The 19,718-nt window shown below is 68.6% G+C and carries 15 protein-coding genes and 2 pseudogenes; 9 read left to right on the forward strand and 8 right to left on the reverse strand.

What is annotated here, in order from left to right; all coding sequences use genetic code 11:
• The 4 genes from G6N20_RS02405 to G6N20_RS21890 form a co-directional block, all read right to left on the reverse strand.
• Positions 1 to 483 (reverse strand): SixA phosphatase family protein, encoded by a 483-nt coding sequence (locus tag G6N20_RS02405; protein WP_083047817.1) that lies wholly within the window; start codon positions 481 to 483, stop codon positions 1 to 3.
• A 66-nt stretch (positions 484 to 549) separates the two neighbouring features.
• Positions 550 to 663, reverse strand: a complete 114-nt coding sequence (locus G6N20_RS21880) for a hypothetical protein (RefSeq protein ID WP_308206062.1) — start codon at positions 661 to 663, stop codon at positions 550 to 552.
• 102 nt (positions 664 to 765) lie between these two features.
• Entirely contained in the window at positions 766 to 912 is a 147-nt protein-coding gene (locus tag G6N20_RS21885) for a hypothetical protein (protein ID WP_179961507.1), read from the reverse strand.
• On the reverse strand, positions 909 to 1,061 hold the full coding sequence (locus tag G6N20_RS21890; protein WP_179961508.1) for a hypothetical protein: 153 nt from the start codon (positions 1,059 to 1,061) through the stop codon (positions 909 to 911). Before G6N20_RS21890 ends, G6N20_RS21885 begins: the two co-directional genes overlap by 4 nt.
• A 221-nt stretch (positions 1,062 to 1,282) precedes the next feature.
• Between G6N20_RS21890 and G6N20_RS02415 the strand changes: the two genes are divergently transcribed.
• The 4 genes and pseudogenes from G6N20_RS02415 (at position 1,283) to G6N20_RS02430 (ending at position 7,932) form a co-directional block, all read left to right on the forward strand.
• Positions 1,283 to 2,434 carry a metallophosphoesterase family protein gene (locus G6N20_RS02415; RefSeq protein WP_083047803.1) on the forward strand — a complete coding sequence of 384 codons (1,152 nt, stop codon included), beginning with the start codon at positions 1,283 to 1,285 and terminating at the stop codon, positions 2,432 to 2,434.
• A complete protein-coding gene (locus tag G6N20_RS02420) occupies positions 2,431 to 5,058 on the forward strand; it encodes an AAA family ATPase (protein WP_163662777.1) in 2,628 nt (875 codons plus the stop codon). Before G6N20_RS02415 ends, G6N20_RS02420 begins: the two co-directional genes overlap by 4 nt.
• A 20-nt stretch (positions 5,059 to 5,078) precedes the next feature.
• Positions 5,079 to 6,665: a GMC family oxidoreductase gene (locus G6N20_RS02425; protein WP_083047815.1), complete on the forward strand. Its 1,587-nt coding sequence runs from the start codon at positions 5,079 to 5,081 to the stop codon at positions 6,663 to 6,665.
• Positions 6,662 to 7,932, forward strand: a pseudogene (locus tag G6N20_RS02430) (alpha/beta hydrolase). Before G6N20_RS02425 ends, G6N20_RS02430 begins: the two are co-directional and overlap by 4 nt.
• Here G6N20_RS02430 and G6N20_RS02435 read toward each other — a convergent pair.
• From G6N20_RS02435 to G6N20_RS02450, 4 genes are read right to left on the reverse strand one after another with little or no spacing between them, the layout of a single operon-like run.
• Positions 7,902 to 9,578, reverse strand: a complete 1,677-nt coding sequence (locus tag G6N20_RS02435; RefSeq protein ID WP_372516321.1) for an ABC transporter family substrate-binding protein — start codon at positions 9,576 to 9,578, stop codon at positions 7,902 to 7,904. The pseudogene G6N20_RS02430 and the gene G6N20_RS02435 sit on opposite strands and share 31 nt — an antisense overlap.
• A gap of 7 nt (positions 9,579 to 9,585) precedes the next feature.
• A complete protein-coding gene (locus tag G6N20_RS02440) occupies positions 9,586 to 11,451 on the reverse strand; it encodes an ABC transporter ATP-binding protein (RefSeq protein WP_083047799.1) in 1,866 nt (621 codons plus the stop codon).
• The gene (locus tag G6N20_RS02445) at positions 11,448 to 12,350 is read right to left on the reverse strand and encodes an ABC transporter permease (RefSeq protein WP_083047797.1); all 903 of its coding nucleotides are present in this window, start codon (positions 12,348 to 12,350) and stop codon (positions 11,448 to 11,450) included. Before G6N20_RS02445 ends, G6N20_RS02440 begins: the two co-directional genes overlap by 4 nt.
• Complete coding sequence (locus G6N20_RS02450; RefSeq protein ID WP_083047811.1) at positions 12,347 to 13,324, reverse strand: ABC transporter permease; 978 nt, start codon at positions 13,322 to 13,324, stop codon at positions 12,347 to 12,349. The genes G6N20_RS02445 and G6N20_RS02450 overlap by 4 nt, the downstream gene beginning before the upstream one ends.
• Positions 13,325 to 13,667: 343 nt before the next feature.
• Between G6N20_RS02450 and G6N20_RS21895 the strand changes: the two genes are divergently transcribed.
• The 5 genes and pseudogenes from G6N20_RS21895 to G6N20_RS02475 all read left to right on the forward strand — a co-directional run bounded on the left by G6N20_RS21895 (position 13,668) and on the right by G6N20_RS02475 (position 19,699).
• On the forward strand, positions 13,668 to 15,260 hold the full coding sequence (locus G6N20_RS21895; protein WP_083047795.1) for a PE family protein: 1,593 nt from the start codon (positions 13,668 to 13,670) through the stop codon (positions 15,258 to 15,260).
• A 286-nt stretch (positions 15,261 to 15,546) separates the two neighbouring features.
• On the forward strand, positions 15,547 to 16,038 hold the full coding sequence (locus G6N20_RS02460; protein WP_083047809.1) for a beta-class carbonic anhydrase: 492 nt from the start codon (positions 15,547 to 15,549) through the stop codon (positions 16,036 to 16,038).
• A 104-nt stretch (positions 16,039 to 16,142) separates the two neighbouring features.
• Positions 16,143 to 17,121 (forward strand): annotated as a pseudogene (gene cysD, locus G6N20_RS02465) (sulfate adenylyltransferase subunit CysD).
• On the forward strand, positions 17,121 to 18,974 hold the full coding sequence (gene cysC / locus G6N20_RS02470) for an adenylyl-sulfate kinase (protein WP_083047792.1): 1,854 nt from the start codon (positions 17,121 to 17,123) through the stop codon (positions 18,972 to 18,974). Before cysD ends, cysC begins: the two are co-directional and overlap by 1 nt.
• On the forward strand, positions 18,971 to 19,699 hold the full coding sequence (locus G6N20_RS02475; protein WP_083047790.1) for a 3'(2'),5'-bisphosphate nucleotidase CysQ: 729 nt from the start codon (positions 18,971 to 18,973) through the stop codon (positions 19,697 to 19,699). The genes cysC and G6N20_RS02475 overlap by 4 nt, the downstream gene beginning before the upstream one ends.
• Positions 19,700 to 19,718 lie beyond the last annotated feature (19 nt).

The following is a 19,718-nucleotide window of genomic DNA, read 5'->3' on the forward strand; positions in this document are numbered from 1 at the left end:
TCACGTCGGGCGCGGCACGTGGAAGCCGACCAGCGCGGCGCCGCCGGGTTCGAGATCTTCCCAGCGACCTGCGACGTGCAGCACGGCGATGCCCGACGTCGGGAACTTCTGTGAGATCTGTTGTGCCGCCGTTGTGTCGGTGCCGCCGGCGCCGGCGAGCATGATCGCCACGGCCGACGTCGTCGGCTCGTGCCCAACTACGAGCAGGGTCTTGACCTCGTCGGAAACCTGGTTGATCTCCTGGATCACGGTGCCGGGGGCGGCACCGTAGAGGCGCTGCGTGTAACGCACCGGGGCATCGATGCCGGTGTGCGCCAAGGTCTGCCGGGCGCGCGCCGCCGCGGAGCACAGCACGCCGTCGATTGGCGGCAGGTTGGCGCGCAGCCAATCACCGGCGAGCCTGGCCTCCCGTACGCCGCGTGGCGCCAGTGGTCGGTCGTGGTCGGCGACGCCGTTTGGGTACGCCGACTTCGCGTGTCGCATCAGCACGAGATGGAGGTGTTGCTCACTCACCGGGCTCACGCTAATGCAGCGACGAACCCGGGATCACTACGCCGGGTCGTCGTCGTCCTCGTAGGTGCCGTCGGGGTTGCGGCAGTCGGCGAGTTTGTCGGCAAGCCCGGCCGGCTGTTCGGGCCGAAACCGGGTGTCTTCCTTGGCCAGCGTGGCCTCCGCGCAGTCGGGGGTGGGCGCATCGACCCCCCAGCCGCCCGGCGCGTTGGGCGGCCGCGCTGGCCGCCAACACCGGCGCCAGCGGCTGGCCGGTCAGCGCGCGCCGCGGCCCAACTCGGCGGCCTCGGCGATGCGGCGGGCGGCCTTGGGACGGCTGATCAGCGTCCACTCGGCGATCGCTTGCGCCAGGTCGCCGCCCAACCCCTCGGCGCTGGCCGGGCGGGCCAGCTCGTTGATCAATGAATGCTCGGCCGGCGGCGCACCCGCTCCACCCGTTCCAGCAACACCAGCCGCTCCCGGGTGCTCAACACCTCAACATCCAACCCCAACACCGCATCCACCGCGGCATCGAGCCCATCAAAGGCCGCGGTGATCACCTGCCGATCCATACGCCCAAACTAGCGGCGGGCACCGACAAGATACCCCGCCCGGAGACGGCTGAAACCACAGTGACACAAGAGAATCCAGTGAACACGACGACACGCGCGGCGCGGTCCAGAAACCCCCGTCCCGGATCGCAGCTCGGACCTGCCGGGCGAGGTCCCGCGACTTGTCGGTACCCAGACCTAGACTCGCCTTGCCTTGACAGCCACCTCTCAGGAGAGACGGAATGCGATTCCTGCACACCGCGGATTGGCAGCTGGGCATGACCCGTCACTTCCTTGCCGGCGACGCCCAGCCACGCTATTCGGCGGCCCGCCGCGACGCGGTGGCCGGGCTCGGCGCGCTGGCCGCCGAGGTGAACGCCGAATTCGTGGTGGTCGCCGGTGACGTCTTCGAACACAATCAGATCGCCCCACGGGTCATCGGTCAGTCCTTGGAGGCCATGCGCGCCATCGGCATTCCGGTTTACCTGCTGCCGGGCAATCACGATCCACTGGACGCGTCCTCGGTGTACACCGGCGCGCTGTTCACCGCCGAACGCCCAGACAACGTCGTCGTGCTCGACCGAGCCGGTGTCCATGAGGTCCGGCCCGGGGTGGAGATCGTCGCGGCGCCGTGGCGGTCCAAGGCGCCCACCACCGACCTGGTCGCCGAGGTCCTGGACGGCCTGCCGCCGGCCGACGTCAGCCGCGTGCTCGTCGCCCATGGCGGCGTCGACGTGCTGGATCCCGACCGTGACAAACCCTCGCTGATTCGGCTCGCCGAGCTCGATGACGCGATATCCCGCGGGACGATTCACTATGCGGCCCTCGGCGATCGGCATTCGCTCACCCAGGTCGGCGGCAGCGGCCGGGTGTGGTACGCCGGATCACCGGAGGTCACCAACTTCGACGATGTCGAGGCCGACCCCGGTCATGTGCTGGTCGTCGACGTCGACGAAAGCGATCCGCAACGCCACGTCGCGGTCGAAGCCCGGCAGGTCGGCCGGTGGCGGTTCGTCACGCTGCATCACCAGGTGGACAGTAACCGTGAAATCGCCGACCTGGACCTCAATTTGGATCAGCTGCGAGACAAGGACCGCACCGTCGTGCGGCTGGCACTGACCGGTTCGCTGACGGTCACCGACCGGGCGGCACTGGATGCCTGTCTGGACAAATATGCGCGGTTGTTCGCCTGGCTGGGCCTGTGGGAGCGGCACACCGACCTGGCAGTGATACCCGCGGATGGCGAGTTCAGCGACCTCGGCATCGGGGGGTTCGCGGCGGCGGCCGTCGACGAACTCGTCGCCACGGCGCGCGCGGGCGACGACGAGTCTGCGGCCGACGCTCAAGCGGCGCTGGCGCTGTTGCTTAGGCTCACCAACCGGGGTGCGGCATGAAGCTACACCGGCTGGTGTTGACGAATTACCGCGGTGTCGCCCACCGGGAGATCGAGTTCCCCGACCGTGGCGTCGTGGTGGTGTGCGGCGCCAACGAGATCGGCAAAACCTCGATGGTCGAGGCATTGGACCTTCTGCTGGAGTTCAAGGACCGCTCCACAAAGAAGGAAGTCAGGCAGGTCAAGCCGACGCACGCCGACGTCGGCTCCGAGGTCACTGCCGAGATCAGCAGCGGCCCTTATCGTTTCGTTTACCGCAAGCGATTTCACAAGAAACCTGAGACGCAGTTGACCGTGTTGGCGCCGCGCCGCGAACAGCTGACCGGCGACGAAGCGCACGAACGGGTCCGCGCGATGCTGGCCGAGACGGTGGACACCGAGCTGTGGCGTGCCCAGCGGGTGGTGCAGGCCGCCTCGACCGAGGCGGTGGATCTGTCCGGCTGCGATGCGTTGTCGCGCGCGCTCGATGTCGCCGCCGGCGACGATGCCGCGTTGTCGGGCACCGAGCCGGTGCTCATCGAGCGAATCGACGCCGAGCACGCCCGCTACTTCACGCCCACCGGGCGTCCGACCGGGGAGTGGGCCGCCGCGATCTCCCGGCTGGCCGATGCCGAGGCCGCGGTCGCGAGGTGCGCGGCGGCCATGGCCGAGGTCGACGACCGGGTCCGGCGGCACGCCGAACTGACACAGCGGGCGGCCGAGCTGGCCGAGCAACGGCTTGCGGCGGGCCCTCGGCTGCGGGCCGCGCAGGCCGCCGCCGACGCGCTCGCCGCCCTCACGGCCCAACTGCGCGAAGCCGAACTGGTCGCCGCGGCCGCGGCCGCGACCAGTGCCACGGCCGCCGCCTCGCACACCGGACGGCTGGGGTTGGTCGCCGAGGTCGCCACTCGCACGGCCGCTGTCGCCGAACTGGAGGCCGAAGCCCACGAGGCGGCCGGCCAGCAGGTGGTGGCGACCGCGGACGCCGAGGCCGCCGAGGCCGCGGCCGAGCGGGCCGCCGAAGCCGTGACGGCCGCCCAACGACGTGCCGAGTTCGCCCGGCGCGCCCTCGACCGGATCGCCGAGCGGGTGGAGGCGGACCGATTGCGTGCCCTGCTGACCAAGATCGACGATATCCAGCGTGACCGTGACCGGGTCTGCGCGGAGCTGTCCGCCATCGCCCTGACCGAGGAGCTGCTGCGTCGCATCGAGAACGCCGTGGCCGCTGTCGATCGCAGCGGTGGGCAGCTGGCATTGCTCTCGGCCGTCGTGGAATTCACCGCCGCGGCCGACATCGAGCTCGCCGTCGGTGACCAGCGGGTCTCGCTGGCCGCGGGCCAACGCTGGTCGCTCACCGCCACCGGCCCCACCGAGCTGGAGGTTCCCGGCGTGCTGACCGCGCGGGTCACCCCGGGTGCGACCGCGCTCGACATTCGGGCCGAGTATGTTGCCGCACAACAAGAACTCGCCGCCGCGCTGGCCGCCGGTGAGGTTGCCGACGTGGCCGCGGCACGATCCGCCGACCAGCGGCGGCGCGACCTGCAGGGCCGCCGCGACCGGCTGACCGCAACGCTGGCCGGCCTGCGCGGCGACGACGACGTGGACCAGCTCCGCGCGAGGCTGGCACGGCTGCACGCCGCTCAACCGGCGGCACCCGAGCCGTTCGAGACGGACTCGGCCGCCGCACGCGCCGAACTGGACGCGGCCGAGGCGGCTTGTGTGGCCGCGCAGGCGGAGTACGAGAGCCGGCGCCGCAGCGCGGCCGACGCCAGCCGTCGGCTCGCCGAGACATGCACGCGGGTAACGGTTTTGCAGAACAACGTGGCGGCCCAGCGCGCCGAGCTCGACGCGGTTACCGCCCGGCTGGCCCAGCAACGGGCGGCGGTCAGCGACGACGACCTGGCCGCCGCGGCAGCGGGGGAGTTGCGCGCCCTGCAGAACGCCGATCGGCGAGTGGCCGAACTGGCCGACGCCCTGGCCGCCACCGCGCCCGACGCGGTGGCGGCCGAACTGGCCGAGGCCACCGAATGGTCGGAAACGCTGCGCCGACGCCACGACGACACCGTCCACGAATTGCGCGAGGTCAGCATCGAGCTGTCGGTGTTCGGCAGCGAGGGTCGCAAGGGCAAGCTCGACGCCGCCCGGACCGAGCTCGAGCACGCCGCCAGCGAACATACCCGGGTCCGGCGCCGGGCCCGGGCGGCGCAGTTGCTGCGGTCGGTGATGACACGGCACCGCGATGCCACCCGGTTGCGCTATGTCGAGCCCTACCGTGCCGAACTACAGCGGCTCGGCCGGCCGGTGTTTGGGCCCACCTTCGAGGTCGACGTCGACAGCGACCTGCGGATCCGCAGCCGCACGCTGGATAACGCCACGGTGCCCTATGAATCCTTGTCGGGCGGGGCCAAGGAGCAGCTCGGCATGCTGGCGCGGTTTGCCGGCGCGGCCCTGGTCGCCAAGGAGGACACCGTGCCGGTGGTGGTCGACGACGCGCTGGGGTTCACCGATCCGAACCGGCTGGCCAGGATGGGCGAGGTGTTCGACGCCGTGGGCGCCCACGCGCAGGTGATCGTGCTGACCTGTAGCCCCGACCGCTACGACGGGGTCACGGGCGCGCACCGCATCGATCTCGACGTCATACACTGAGCCCGAAACGGGGATGCATGATGGACATTCAGCGCGACTACGTGGTCGTCGGGACCGGCTCAGCCGGGGCGGTCCTCGCCAATCGGCTCAGCGCTGACCCGGCGACCTCGGTGCTGGCCCTGGAAGCCGGGCCGCGCGACACGAACAAATTCATCTCCATCCCGGCCGCCTTTTCCAAGCTGTTCCGCAGCGAAATCGACTGGGATTACCTGACCGAACCGCAGCCAGCGCTGGGCGGACGCGAGATCTATTGGCCCCGTGGCAAGGTGCTCGGAGGCTCCTCGTCGATGAACGCGATGATGTGGGTCCGCGGATTTGGCGCCGACTACGACGAGTGGGCCTCCCGAGCCGGTCCCGGGTGGTGCTACGCCGAGGCGCTCGGTTACTTCCGCCGCATCGAGAACGTCACCGCCGCCTGGCACTTCGTCAGCGGCGATAACAGTGGGGTGAGTGGCCCGGTGCGCATTTCCCGTCAGCGCAGCCCCAGCCGCTTGACCGCCGCCTGGCTGGCGGCCACACGCGAGTGTGGATTCGCCTCGGTGCAACCGAATTCCGCTGTCCCGGAAGGCTTCTGCGAGACCGTGGTAACCCAGCGGCGAGGAGCCCGGTGCAGTGCCGCCGACGCCTATCTGAAACCGGCAATGCGGCGCACCAACCTCACCGTGCTCACCGGCGCGACCGCGACCCGCATCGTCATCGACCGGAACCGGGCGGTCGGCGTGGAATACCGGTGCGCCGGCCAAACCGCCGTCGCCTATGCCCGGCGCGAGGTGGTGCTCTGCGGCGGCGCCGTCAACAGCCCGCAGCTGCTGATGCTCTCCGGCGTCGGTGATCGCGACCAGCTCGGCGAGCACGGCATCGACACCGTCTACCACGCGCCGGAAGTAGGGCAAAACCTGCTCGACCATCTGGTCACCCCGCTCGGCTTCGACGTCGAAGACGGCAGCTTGTTCGCCGCCGAGAAGCCCAAGCAGTTGGTCAACTATCTGCTGCGCCGCCGCGGCATGCTCACCTCCAATGTTGGCGAGGCATACGGATTCGTCCGCAGCAGACCGGAACTCGAGCTGCCCGACCTCGAGCTGATCTTTGCCCCGGCGCCGTTCTATGACGAGGCGCTGGTGGGGCCGTCCTGTCACGGCGTGGTGTTCGGGCCGATCCTGGTCGCTCCGCACAGCCGCGGCCAGATCACACTGCGGTCGGCCGACCCACATGCCAAGCCGGTGATCCAACCGCGTTACCTGTCCGACCCCGCCGGCGTGGACCGTGCCGCGATGATGGCGGGCCTTCGGATGTGCGCCCGGATCGCCCAGGCCCCCGCGCTCAAAGGCCTGCTCGGGTCCATCGCGCGGCCGCGTCAGTGCGCCGAGTTGGACGAGGCCACCCTGGAGTTGGCGCTCAACACGTGCTCGCACACCCTGTATCACCCGATGGGCACCTGCCGGATGGGCAGTGACCCAGCCAGCGTGGTGGATCCGGCGCTGCGGGTTCGCGGTGTCGACCGGCTCAGGGTCGCCGACGCCTCGGTGATCCCCAGCACGATTCGTGGCCACACCCATGCGCCGTCGGTGCTGATCGGGGAGAAGGCCGCCGACCTGATCCGCGGCTGACCATGAACGCGAAACGGCGCCGGGTCCACGACAAACTGGCGGCGCTGCCCGGCGTGCGGCCGGTGCGTCGGCCGATGTCGCCGGGGGACACCACAGAGTTCGACCTGTACTACGTACGCACCGGCCGCATGTCCGCACATCCGCTGGTGATCATCCCCGGTGGCCCCGGAGTGGCGTCCGTGCGGATGTACCAAGGGTTACGGAGGCGCGCCGCCGCCGCGGGTCTGGACGTCATCATGATCGAGCACCGGGGCGTCGGGATGTCGCGTCACGACGCCTTCGGCGCCGTCCTGCCGCCCCCGCGCTCACGGTCACTCAGGTGGTCGACGATGTGGCCGCGGTGCTCGACGACGCTCGCGTCGGGTCCGCCGTCGTCTATGGCACGTCGTACGGCAGCTATGTTGCGGCGGGGGTGGGCGTGCGCCATCCGGGCCGGGTGCGGGCGATGATCCTCGATTCACCGGTGCTGTCCCACCACGACATTGCACTGATCCGCGACGCCATTCGCCGGCTGCTGCTGATGGGTGAGCGTCCAAAGACCACGGCCCTGGCGGCAAAGGTGCGCCGGCTCGTCGACGCCGGGGTGATGACCGCCTCGGCGGGGCAGGTCGCCGCGACCGTGTATGGCCACTGCGGGCCCGCGGTGCTCGACCGTCAGCTCGATCTGTTGCATGCCGGACGAACGATGCTGTGGCGCTAGCTGTTTCGACTGGCGAACACAGCGGACCGTAAGGTTCCGTATCGCTACGAAGTGGATCTGGTGGCTCGCATCGCTTGCCGGGAACTCGACTATGCGGCCGAGCCCGACGGCCTGCCGCTGGACCCTGCCGTCGCGATACGTGAAATTCTCGCCGATACCGTGGCTTTCGAGGCCGAGCCCTATGACTTGTGGTCCGAGATGCCGAGATTCGGCTGGCCGACGGTGGTGGTTTCCGGTGGCCGCGATCTCGTCACGCCGCCGGCGGTGGCGCAGCGGGCGGTGTCGCTGCTGCCGAATGCCGTGCTGGTGACGCTCCCGATGATGGGGCACAGCGCGTTGGACTCTCGTGAGCCCGCCGCCCTGGACATCGCCGCTGGGGCGGTGCGGCGTGGCGAATTTGGCGGGCTTGCCGCCCGGGCGCACAGATTGGACGCGCTGGCGCCGCGTGCGCCACTGCGCTTGCTGTGGAAGGCCGTCGCGGTGGCGGCCGGGGCCGAGGGCGCGCTGCCGGCGATACCCAAGCCGCTGCGCCACGTTCAGCTCCGGATAAACCCGATGGCGGTGTAGTCCAGATCGGCCAGGCCGCGCGCACCGAAATTGGCCAGCGTGCTGCGAACCGCGACGGTGCCTGGAGATTGGGTCAGCGTCAGGCTGAATCCTTCGGCCCAGATGAGCTTGTCGACCTCGTTGGCCAACACGCGGGCCTTGCCGGGATCGAGTTCTTCGAGCGTCTGCTGGATGGCGGCGTCGATCTGGGGGCTGCCGATCTTGCCGAAGTTGCTCTCGCCGTCGGAGGCGTAAATCTGGGTGAGCGCCGACAGCGGAAACGCGTCGCCGACCCAGCCGAACAGCGCGATATCGAAGGCTCCGACGTTGATGTAGTTGCTGAAAAAGCCACTGCCGGACCTGGATTGCAGTTCAAGCTGGACACCGACCTGCGCGAGGCTGTGCTGCGCGATCTGCGCGAATTGCCTGCTGCCCTGCGCGTCGTAGAACAACATCCGCACGACCAGCCGGCGGCCGCCCTTCTCCCGGAATTTGCCGTTGAGCCTCCAGCCCAGGGCGTCCAGTTCCCGCTTCGCCCGGTCCGGGTCGTATGCGACGACGCCGCTGTTGTCCTGATAGCCCTCCTGCCCGGCGACGAAGATGTGGTTGTTCAACGGCGCCGGATCACTGGACAGCCCATACAGGGCCACCTTGGCGATGGTCCGCCGGTCGATTCCCCGGCAGACGGCCAGCCGCAGCGCCGTGTCGGCCAGGATCGACCCCGGTGCGCCGTTGAAGGTGAAGTGGCTCCAGCTGGGGGCCGGCGCCCGCCGGATGGCGATGCCCCTGGTGCGCTCGGCGATGGTGAGCTGGTCCAGCGAGCCGATTCCGGTCGCGTCGATGGTCTTGTTCTGCAGCGCGGGCAGCCGCGCCGCGTCATCGAGTACCAGATAGGTGATGGTGTCCAGGCGCGGGCGGTTCCCCCACCATTTGGGGTTGCGGGTCAACGTGATTCGCTGCGTGGCCCGGTCCAGGGTGGACACGATGAACGGGCCGGCGGACGGGCCCGGCGCGTCCAGTTGGCCCTTGTTGAACACCTCCGGCGTCGCCGTCACGCTGGCGGGCAGCAGCATGCCGTTGCCGGCGAACATGCCGCGCCACTCGGCGTAGGGCTTGGCAAAGGTCACGATGGCTTGCCGGTCGTCGACACCCCGGGTGACCGAGGCGACGCGATCGGCGCCGTTGGGGGACGCGATCTCGAACCGCTTGTCCACGCCACTGGTGGCATGGATTTGGCTGGCGATGTCCCGCCACGTGATCGGCGTACCGTCGGACCAGACCGCCTTGGGATTGATGGTGTAGGTGATGATTTGTGGCGCGGTGCGGGTCAGTTCGACGCTGGTGAAGTAGTCGGTGTTGACCGTCGCGGAGCCGTCCGGCCCGATGACGAACGCGCTGGGCAGGGTGGCTTTCAGCATCCCTGCTACCTCGGCCGAATTTCCGTCGATATGCAGGATGTTGAAGTTGGGTGGGAAATCGCTGAGCGATAGCCGTAGGTTGCCGCCGTCTTGCAGGGTAGCGGGGTCGCGCGGGTTGATATCGCTGGTGGTGCCCAATGTGGTGTTGCCGGCGGGTGCGGGAGTCAGCTGGCCGCCCGCCGAGCACCCGGATACCGCCACAGCGGAGACGAACACCACCGCCGCGACACGGCGGGCCCAGCGCTCCACGAGCCGGCTAGCCACGATTGCTCCGATGGCCCTGCTGGCCACGATGGCCCGGCTCCGGTCGCGGCACCGCGCCCAGCAGTCGCTGGGTGTACTCGTGTTTCGGATTGCCGAACACCTCCTGACTGTCGCCCTGCTCGACAATGGCGCCTTTGAACATCACCGCAACCTGGTGGGCGAGGTGCCTGACCACCGAAAGATCGTGCGACACAAACAGATACGACAAACCGAAGCGATCCTGCAGGTCGAGCAACAGGTTGATGATCCCCGCCTGGATCGAGACGTCCAGTGCCGACACCGGTTCGTCGAGGGCCAAGATCTTGGGCCGCAGCGCCAGCGCCCGCGCGATACCGATGCGCTGTTTCTGCCCACCGGAGAACTCGGCGGGGTAGCGACTGGCGTCGGCGCGGCGCAGTCCCACGATGTCCAGTAGCTCGGCGACCCGCGCGTGCGTGTCGTTTCTGCTGAAGCCGTTGGCTTGCAACGGTTCAGCAATCAGGTCGAAGACTGGCAGGCGAGGATCCAACGACGCCACCGGATCCTGAAAGACAACCTGAATGTCGCGTCGCAACGCTCGCCGGCTCGACGGGGTCAGCGCAGCGACGTCGGCGCCCAGCACTTCGATCGAGCCCGATTGTGGCGCATCCAGTTCCAAGATCTCGTGTAACGTGGTCGACTTGCCCGAGCCGGATTCACCGACGATGCCCAGCGTGTGGCCCTGCCGCAGTTCGAAACTGACGCCGTCCACCGCACGGACTTCACCGATGGCGCGGCGCAGCACCACGCCCTTGGTCAGCGGGTAGGTCTTGACCAGATCACGCACCCGTACGACGACCGGAGAGTCACCGGGTGCCGGCGCGCCGGCCTCGATGTTGACCCCGTAGATGTCGGCGGCGCTGCGCCCGGCGACTTCGCCGGTGCGGATGCAGGCCACCCGGTGATCGGCCGCCACCTCGACCAATTCGGGTTCCGCCACCCGGCATTCATCGATCACCAGCGGGCAGCGCGGCGCGAACGGGCACCCCGGATCCAGGCCCGCCAGCGACGGGGGCGCCCCGGGAATGGGGACCAGCCGGGTGCCCTGCGCGGCATCCAACCGCGGAACCGAACCCAAAAGCCCAACGGTGTAGGGCATCTGGCGATCGTCGTAGAGGCTATCCACGGGGGCCGACTCGACGACCCGGCCGGCATACATCACCAGCGCCCGGTCGGCGAACTCGGCGACCACCCCGAGGTCGTGGGTGATGATCAACACTCCGGCGCCGGTGACGTCGCGCGCCGTCTTGAGCACCTCGAGGATCTGCGCCTGCACGGTGACGTCCAGCGCGGTGGTGGGCTCGTCGCAGATCAACAGGTCCGGATCGTTGGCGATCGCGATGGCGATCACCACCCGCTGGCGTTCTCCGCCGGAAAGTTCGTGCGGAAACGCGCGGGCGCGCCGCTGAGGTTGTGAGATCCCCACCAGGTCAAGCAATTCCACCGCACGCCGGCGGGCGGCCCGCTTGCCGACGCGGGGTTGGTGCACCTGGATCGCCTCGGCGATCTGGTCACCGACGGTGTAGACGGGGGTCAGCGCGGACATCGGATCCTGGAACACCGTGCCGATGGCCTTGCCACGAAACCGTGACATCGCGTCATCGGCGAGCCCCAGAAGTTCGGTGCCCCGCAGCCGTACCGAGCCGCTGACGGTGGCGTAGTCCGGCAGCAGGCCCACCACCGCCATCGCCGCAGCGGACTTGCCCGATCCGGATTCACCGACCATCGCCACCACTTCGCCGGGGTCGACGCGGTAGCTGATGCCGCAAACCGCGGTCACCGGATCGCCATCGGTTCCGAAGGTGACGGCCAGGTCGGCGACTTCCAGCAGCGGGCTCATGGGCCGCCGCGCCGCAGGGTTCTGCTGCCGGGGTCCAGCGCGTCGCGCAGGCCGTCGCCGGTCAGGTTGGCGCACACCAGGATCAGCACCAAGACCCCGGCGGGAAACAAGAACACCCAACCGAAGGTGGTCGCGGATCCGGTCCCGTCGGCGATCAGGGTGCCCAGCGACACATCCGGCGGCTGAACGCCGAAACCAAGGAAGCTCAAACCGGTTTCGGCCAGGATGGCCGAGGCGACGTTGAGGGCGGCATCGATGATCAGGATGGACGCCACATTCGGCACCACGTGGCCGACGATGATCCGTCGGCTGGAGACGCCCATATACCGTGCGGCCCTGATGAATTCGCGTTCACGCAAGCTCATCGTCATGCCGCGCACCATCCGGGAACTGATCATCCAACCGAAACCGGCCAGCAGCAAGACCAGGAAGATGATGTTGGCCGAATGCTTGGTTCGTGGCGTGACGATGGCGATCAGGATGAAGCTGGGCACCACCAGCAGCAGGTCGACCACCCACATCAGCGCCCGGTCCCGCCAGGCCCCGAAGTATCCCGAGACGGCCCCGACGGTAGCAGCGATGCCGGTGGATATCACCGCGACACAGACACCGATCAGCATCGACTTCTGCATGCCCCGCAACGTCTGGGCCAGCAGGTCTTGGCCCAGCGCGTTGGTGCCCATCCAGTGACGGGCATTCGGTGGCTGCAGCAGCGCGTCAAAATCGAGGTCTTCATAGGAGTAGGGCAGCAGCGCGGGCAGCGCATAGCAGCCGATGAACAGCAGCACCAGTGCCCCCAGCGAGGCCACCGCGGCTCGGTTGCGCAGGAAGCGGCGGAGCACCAGGGTGCGCCGCGAGGTGAATTCGGCCGCCTCGGCTGCCTCGGCCGGGGCGGTCATGACACCCGCACCCTGGGGTCCAGGGCGGCGTAGATGACGTCGGAGAGCAGCCCGGCCAGCAACACCACCGCGCCGGAGAACACCGTGATGGCCGCGACGATGTTGGTGTCCTGGGTCGAGATGCCCCGGATCGCCCATTCGCCCATGCCGTGCCAGCCGAAGATCTTTTCGACGAAAACGGCCCCGGTGACCAGGCCCGCCACGCTGTAGGCGAACAGCGTGGCCATCGGTATCAGCGCGGTGCGCAGCCCGTGTTTGACCAGCGCGCGTCGGCGGGTCAACCCCTTGGCGCGCGCGGTGCGAATGAAATCCTGCCCGAGCACGTCGAGCATCGCGTTGCGTTGGTAGCGGCTGTAGCCGGCGGCAGCGACCAGCGCCAGCGTGAGCGACGGCAGGACCAGGTGCTGCACGCGGTCGCCGAGGTTTGCCCACACCCCGCCGGTCACCCCCGGTGAGGTCTCCCCGGTGTAGTCGAAGAGCTGAATGCCCAGCGCCCAGTTGACCCGCAGTGCGCCCAGGATCAACAGGTTGGCGATGACGAACGTCGGTGCGCTCAGTATCAGCAGCGCCAGCATGGTGACCAGGCGGTCGCTGAGCCGGTACTGGCGGATGGCGCCCCATGCCCCGATCACCACGCCCAGCACGGTGCCCACCACCGAGCCAACCACCAGCAGCCGCAGGCTGACGCCGATGCGGCGGCCCAGTTCGTCGGCGACCGGCTGGCCGGTGATCGTGGTCCCGAAATCGCCGCGAACCGCATGCGAAACCCAGTTGGCATAGCGGATCGGTATGGGCTTATCCAGGCCGAGGTCATGGGCCTTGGCATCGATGACCTCTTGGGGTGGTCGTGGACTGCGCTGCATCAGGCTTTCCAGCGGCGAGAACGACAGCGAGGTCAGGCAGTAGGTCAAAAACGAGGCCAGCGCGAGCAGCGCGAGGTAGTTGAGTAACCGGCGCGCCAGAAAGCGTGTCATGCCCAACCAGCCGGCCAGTGTCGCATGGGCACAGGGTAGCGAGCCCCGCACGAGTTGGCGCCCTTCAACGATTGGTGCGCCACCGATCGGCCGCGACCAGCGCATTTCCCGACTTCCGACGGTGCACCGAATCCCGCTCACACACTCGAGCCAGCAGGCCACGTGCCGCGCCCCGCACCCGCGTCCACCGGCGTCGCGATTGGCCGCGCGCACACCGGCTGACACCAGCGAGTTTCACAAATCCCGAAATCCTGGCGAACGTCCGCCGGCAAGCGTTGCACAAGGTCATTTGGCGCCGCCGAGGTCGTCCGGTCGGCCCACGAGGACGCAGTGGAGGATACCGATGTCATTCGTGTTCGTGGCACCCGAGTTCGTCCAGGCGGCGGCGGCGGAATTGTCGAGCGTCGGCTCGGTGATCGTCCAGGCCAATGCGGCGGCCGCGTTCCCGACCACGGCCGTGGCGGCTGCGGGTGCCGATGAGGTGTCGGCAGCGGTTTCGGCGTTGTTCATGGCGCATGCTCAGGAGTATCAAGCGATCAGCGCTCAGGCGGCGCTGTTCCACGACCAATTCGTACGCAATCTGCAGGCCAGCGTGGGTGCGTATGCCAACACCGAGGCGGCCAACGTCGTCGGGACGGTCGAACAGCACGTTCTCAATGCGGTCAACACGCCGTCGCAGCTGCTGACGGGTCGCCCGCTGATTGGCAACGGCGCTGATGGGACGGCTCCCGGTCAGGCCGGCAGTGACGGCGGGTGGTTGTGGGGTAACGGCGGCAATGGTGCGGCCGGTGCGGCTGGTCAGGACGGCGGCCGCGGCGGTAACGCCGGGTTGATCGGCAGCGGCGGACACGGCGGGGCCGGCGGCGGGCTTCTTGCCTCAGCGGAGGCCAGCGTTGGCGGGGTCGGCGGGGCCGGCGGTCGGGCGTGGCTGTTCGGCAACGGCGGCGACGGCGGGGCGGGTGGACCTTTCGCGGCGGGCGGTCGCGGCGGTGACGCTGGCCTCATCGGCAATGGCGGAGGTGGTGGGGCTGGCGGGTCAGGTCCACTTGTTGACGTCAACTTTGCACCAGGACCGGGCCACAAAGGTGGGGCCGGCGGGGCCGGCGGCAATGCCTGGCTGTACGGACACGGTGGGACCGGCGGGAACGGCGGGAACGGCGGAGTTGGAGGAGCCGGTGTCTTGGGCACTGGCGCGGGTACCGGTGGAGACGGCGGCGACGGCGGTGATGGTGGCCGGGGCGGGTTGATCGGTGCTGGCGGGGACGGCGGCATGGGCGGGGTCGGCGGCCGCGGTGGTAGTGGCGTTGATGGCGGCGGTGGTGGTCGCGGCGGCAACGGAGGGGTTGGCGGGGACACCGGGCTCATCGGCCCCGGCGGGGATGGCGGCGACGGCGGCGACGGCGGGGTCGGTGGAGACGCACAGGTGGATCCGGTGACCGGGAGCGTGGGGCGCAATGGCGGCGGTGGCGACGGCGGCAACGGTGGCGGCGGCGGTGCGGGCGGGATCGCCCCCGGTAACGGCGGATTGGGCAACGTCCTGACCGCCTTTCTGCAGCACAGCGCCGGTGATGGCGGTGACGGCGGGAACGGCGGGAATGCCGGCACCAGCACCCTTTCCGGTGCACAACCCGCAACCGGTGGTGTAGGCGGCGGCGGGGGTGCCGGCGGCAATCTGTACGGCGCGGCCGGTGCGCCCGATGCGGACCACGTGGGCTCGGCGGTAGCTCGGGTCGCGCAGGCCGCGCAGTCCCGCGACCCCATTGGGTTTGTCGAGGCCCTGAAGGTCCTCGGGCCTAAGCCGGTGGTCCTAAAACTTGGTGAGGTGGGTGAAGCCGGTGAAGGTCCGCCTCTGCTCCCTGGAGACGGCAGGGCTCTGGGAGACGGCGGTCCGGTGGGCGGACGCGGCGGGGGTGGCGGCGGCGGCGCCAGCGCGTAGAACGGATCACCCAAGTCCCGTCGCGCATGCCGGCGGGCCGGGTCCTGGCACCTTTGGCACGCGGGCAGCGCGGCTGGTGACGTCGCTGGCCAAGCGACCCATGAGTTGCATCCTGCGGCGTACCAGGTGCCCGGGGTGGATGGCGGGGATCGCCCGGTTGCCGACGGTGTGGTCATTCCGATCGGCCTGATTCTCACCGGTGACATCCGGGTCGTCGGTTGTTAATATGCACCGCGGCATCGATCTAGGTAGCAAAGTCCACTCCGCGTTGCCCGAGGAGACTTGTGTGACGGTCACCGACGATTACCTGGCCAACAACGCCAAGTACGCGAGCACCTTCACGGGGCCGCTACCGATGCCGCCCAGCAAACACGTGGCGATCGTCGCCTGCATGGATGCCCGGCTCGACGTCTACCGCATGCTCGGTATCAACGAAGGCGAGGCCCACGTCATCCGCAACGCCGGCGGGGTCGTCACCGACGACGCCATCCGCTCGTTGGCCATCAGCCAGCGGTTGCTGGGGACCCGGGAGATCATCCTGATTCACCACACCGATTGCGGGATGCTCACCTTCACCGACGACGACTTCAAGCGCGCCATCCAGGAAGAGACCGGGGTCAAACCGCCGTGGGCGGCCGAGGCTTTCCCCGATCCCGCCGAAGATGTCCGGCAGTCGTTGCGGCGCATCGAAAACAGTCCGTTCGTCACCAAGCATGTGTCGCTGCGCGGGTTCGTCTTCGACGTTGCGACCGGCAAGCTCAACGAGGTGACGCCCTAACGGCGAGCAGACGCAAAAGCCCCTATTTCGATCGCGAAATAGGGGCTTTTGCGTCTGCTCGCCCTCATTGACAGCGGCGGGGGAGGCTGGTTGCATGGTGAACAATGACCGTAAATTTGGTCAAGCCAACCAGATTTATCAGGAATAGGGGAGGACCGCATGACCGTCACGGCAGGCCCCGCGGCCGGGCAGTACGAGCTGAGTCATCTGCGCTCGCTGGAGGCCGAGGCGATCCACATCATCCGGGAGGTGGCCGCCGAATTCGAGCGGCCGGTGCTGCTGTTCTCCGGCGGCAAGGACTCCATCGTGATGCTGCACCTGGCGCTCAAGGCGTTCCGTCCCGGTCGGCTGCCCTTCCCGGTGATGCACGTGGACACCGGCCACAACTTCGACGAGGTCATCGCCACCCGCGACGAGCTGGTCGCGGCCGCCGGGGTGCGCCTGCTGGTGGCGTCGGTGCAGGACGATATCGACGCCGGCCGGGTGGTCGAGACGATCCCGTCGCGAAACCCGCTACAGACGGTGACATTGCTGCGGGCCATCCGGGAGAACAGGTTTGACGCGGCGTTCGGGGGTGCCCGGCGCGATGAGGAGAAGGCGCGCGCCAAGGAGCGGGTGTTCAGCTTTCGCGACGAGTTCGGGCAGTGGGACCCCAGGGCTCAGCGGCCCGAGCTGTGGAACCTCTACAACGGGCGACATCACAAGGGCGAGCACATCCGGGTGTTCCCGCTGTCCAACTGGACCGAGTTTGACGTCTGGTCCTACATCGGGGCCGAGCAGGTCAGGCTGCCGTCGATCTATTTCGCGCACCGGCGCAAGGTTTTTCAACGCGACGGGATGCTGTTGGCGGTGCACCGGCACATGCAGCCGCGCGCCGACGAAACGGTGTTCGAGGCGACCGTGCGATTCCGCACCGTCGGGGACGTGACCTGTACGGGATGCGTGGAATCGGCGGCGGCCACCGTGGCGGAGGTCATCGCCGAGACCGCGGTGTCGCGGCTGACCGAGCGGGGGGCAACCCGGGCCGACGACCGGATTTCGGAGGCCGGGATGGAAGACCGCAAGCGCCAGGGGTACTTCTGATGGCCGGGCCCACCACGCTGCTGCGGCTGGCGACCGCCGGCTCCGTCGACGACGGCAAGTCCACCCTGATCGGGCGCCTGCTCTATGACTCCAAGGCCGTGATGGAAGACCAATGGGCGTCGGTGGAGCAGACGTCCAAGGAACGCGGCCATGAATACACCAACCTGGCTCTGGTCACCGACGGTCTGCGCGCCGAGCGCGAACAGGGCATCACCATCGACGTCGCCTACCGCTATTTCGCCACCCCCAAGCGGAAATTCATCATCGCCGACACCCCGGGGCACATCCAGTACACCCGCAACATGGTGACCGGCGCGTCCACCGCGCACCTGGTGATCGTGCTGGTCGATGCCCGGCACGGTCTGCTCGAGCAGTCCCGCCGGCACGCCTTCCTGGCGTCGCTGCTGGGCATCCGCCACCTGGTGCTCGCGGTCAATAAGATGGACCTGATCGGCTGGGACAAAGAGAAATTCGAGGCCATTCGCGACGAGTTCCATGCCTTCGCGGCCCGCTTGGACGTGCAAGACGTCACGTCCATCCCGATCTCCGCCCTGTACGGCGACAACGTGGTGACCAAATCGGAGAAGACAGAGTGGTATGAGGGGCCGGCGCTGCTGGCTCATCTCGAGGAGGTCTACATCGCCGGTGACCGCAACCTGGTCGACGTGCGGTTCCCGGTGCAGTACGTGATCCGGCCACACACCCTCGACCATCACGACCACCGCAGCTACGCCGGCACGGTAGCCAGCGGGGTGATGCGTCCGGGCGACGAAGTGATCGTGCTGCCGATCGGCAAGACCACCCGGATCACCGCGATCGACGGCCCCACCGGCTCGGTGGCAGAAGCCTTTCCGCCGATGGCCGTGTCGCTCAGCCTGGCCGACGACATCGACATCTCGCGGGGCGACATGATCGCGCGCACCAACAACCAGCCGAGGGTCACCCAGGAATTCGACGCAACGGTGTGCTGGATGGCCGATGCGTCGGCGTTGCAGCCCGGCCGCGACTACCTCATCAAGCACACCACCCGGACCACCCGCGCGCGGATAACCGGGCTGGACTACCGGCTCGACGTCAACACCCTGCATCGCGACAAGACCGCAACGGCGTTGACGCTCAACGAACTTGGCCGTGTCTCAGTGCGCACGCGCACGCCGCTGCTGCTCGACGAGTACACCCGCAACGCCAGCACCGGGTCGTTCATCCTCATCGACCCCGACACCAACGGCACGGTGGCCGCCGGGATGGTGCTGCGCGACGCCTCGGCACACCAGGCGAGCCCGAACACGGTGCGGCACAAGTCGCTGGTCACCGCCGCAGATCGGGCGGCCCGGGGCAGCACGGTGTGGTTGACCGGCCTGTCGGGCGCGGGCAAGTCGTCGGTGGCCATGCGGGTGGAACAGAAGTTGCTCGAAAAGGGTGTCCCCGCTTACGTTCTCGACGGCGACAATCTACGGCATGGGCTGAACGCCGATTTGGGCTTTTCCATGGCCGACCGGGCGGAGAACCTGCGCCGGCTGGCGCATGTGGCGACGCTGCTGGCCGACTCCGGCCAAGTCGTCCTGGTGCCGGCGATCAGCCCGTTGGCCGAGCATCGCGAGCTGGCTCGTAAAATCCACGCCGAAGCCGGATTCGAGTTTTTCGAGGTGTTTTGCGACACGCCGCTGGCCGAGTGCGAACGGCGGGATCCCAAGGGGCTTTACGCCAAGGCGCGAGCGGGTGAGATCACTCATTTCACCGGGATCGACAGCCCGTACCAACGGCCGAGAAATCCCGACCTGCGCCTTACCCCGCAGCTGACCCTCGACGAGCAGGCGCGGGCCATCATCGACCTTCTCGGCTCGCGAACGTGAACGATCACGAGCTGGCCGCCTGGCTGGCTACCCGGGCCGGCGCCGTGCTGCTGGGGGTGCGCGACGAGTTAGCGGAAGCCACCGAGTCCGAACGAAAAGCTGTGGGGGACAAGCGCTCACATGACTTCCTGGTGGCGGCGCTGGCCCGGTTTCGGCCGGCTGACGCGGTGCTGTCCGAAGAGGGCGCCGACAACCCGGTGCGGTTGCGCTCGCCGCGGGTGTGGATCGTCGACCCGCTGGACGGCACCCGCGAATTCTCCGAAGCCGATCGTCAGGATTGGGCCGTACACGTGGCGCTATGGGAGACCGGCGAACTGGTCGCCGGAGCGGTCGCGCTTCCCGCGCAGGGCGTCACACTGGCCACACCCGATGTCGCGGCGCCGGCCAAAAATCCGGACCCGCCGCGGATCGTGGTGTCGCGCACCCGTCCGCCGGCGATCGCGCTGCAAGTTTGCGAACGTCTCGGTGGCACCTTGGTAGCGATGGGATCGGCAGGGGCCAAGGTCTCGGCGGTCGTGCGGGGAGCGGCCGACGTGTATGTGCACGCCGGCGGTCAGTACGAATGGGATTCGGCGGCGCCGGTGGCGGTGGCGCGCGCGGCCGGTTTGCACACCTCGCGGATCGACGGTTCCCCGCTGCGGTACAACCAGCCCGACCCGCTGCTGCCCGATGTGGTGGTGTGTCGGCCGGAGTACGCCGACGCGGTGGTGAGCGTGACCGGCTGACGTGCCATTGCCAGTGGCA

Origin of the sequence: Mycobacterium shinjukuense, from assembly GCF_010730055.1 — a bacterium.
GTDB classification, from domain to species: domain Bacteria; phylum Actinomycetota; class Actinomycetes; order Mycobacteriales; family Mycobacteriaceae; genus Mycobacterium; species Mycobacterium shinjukuense.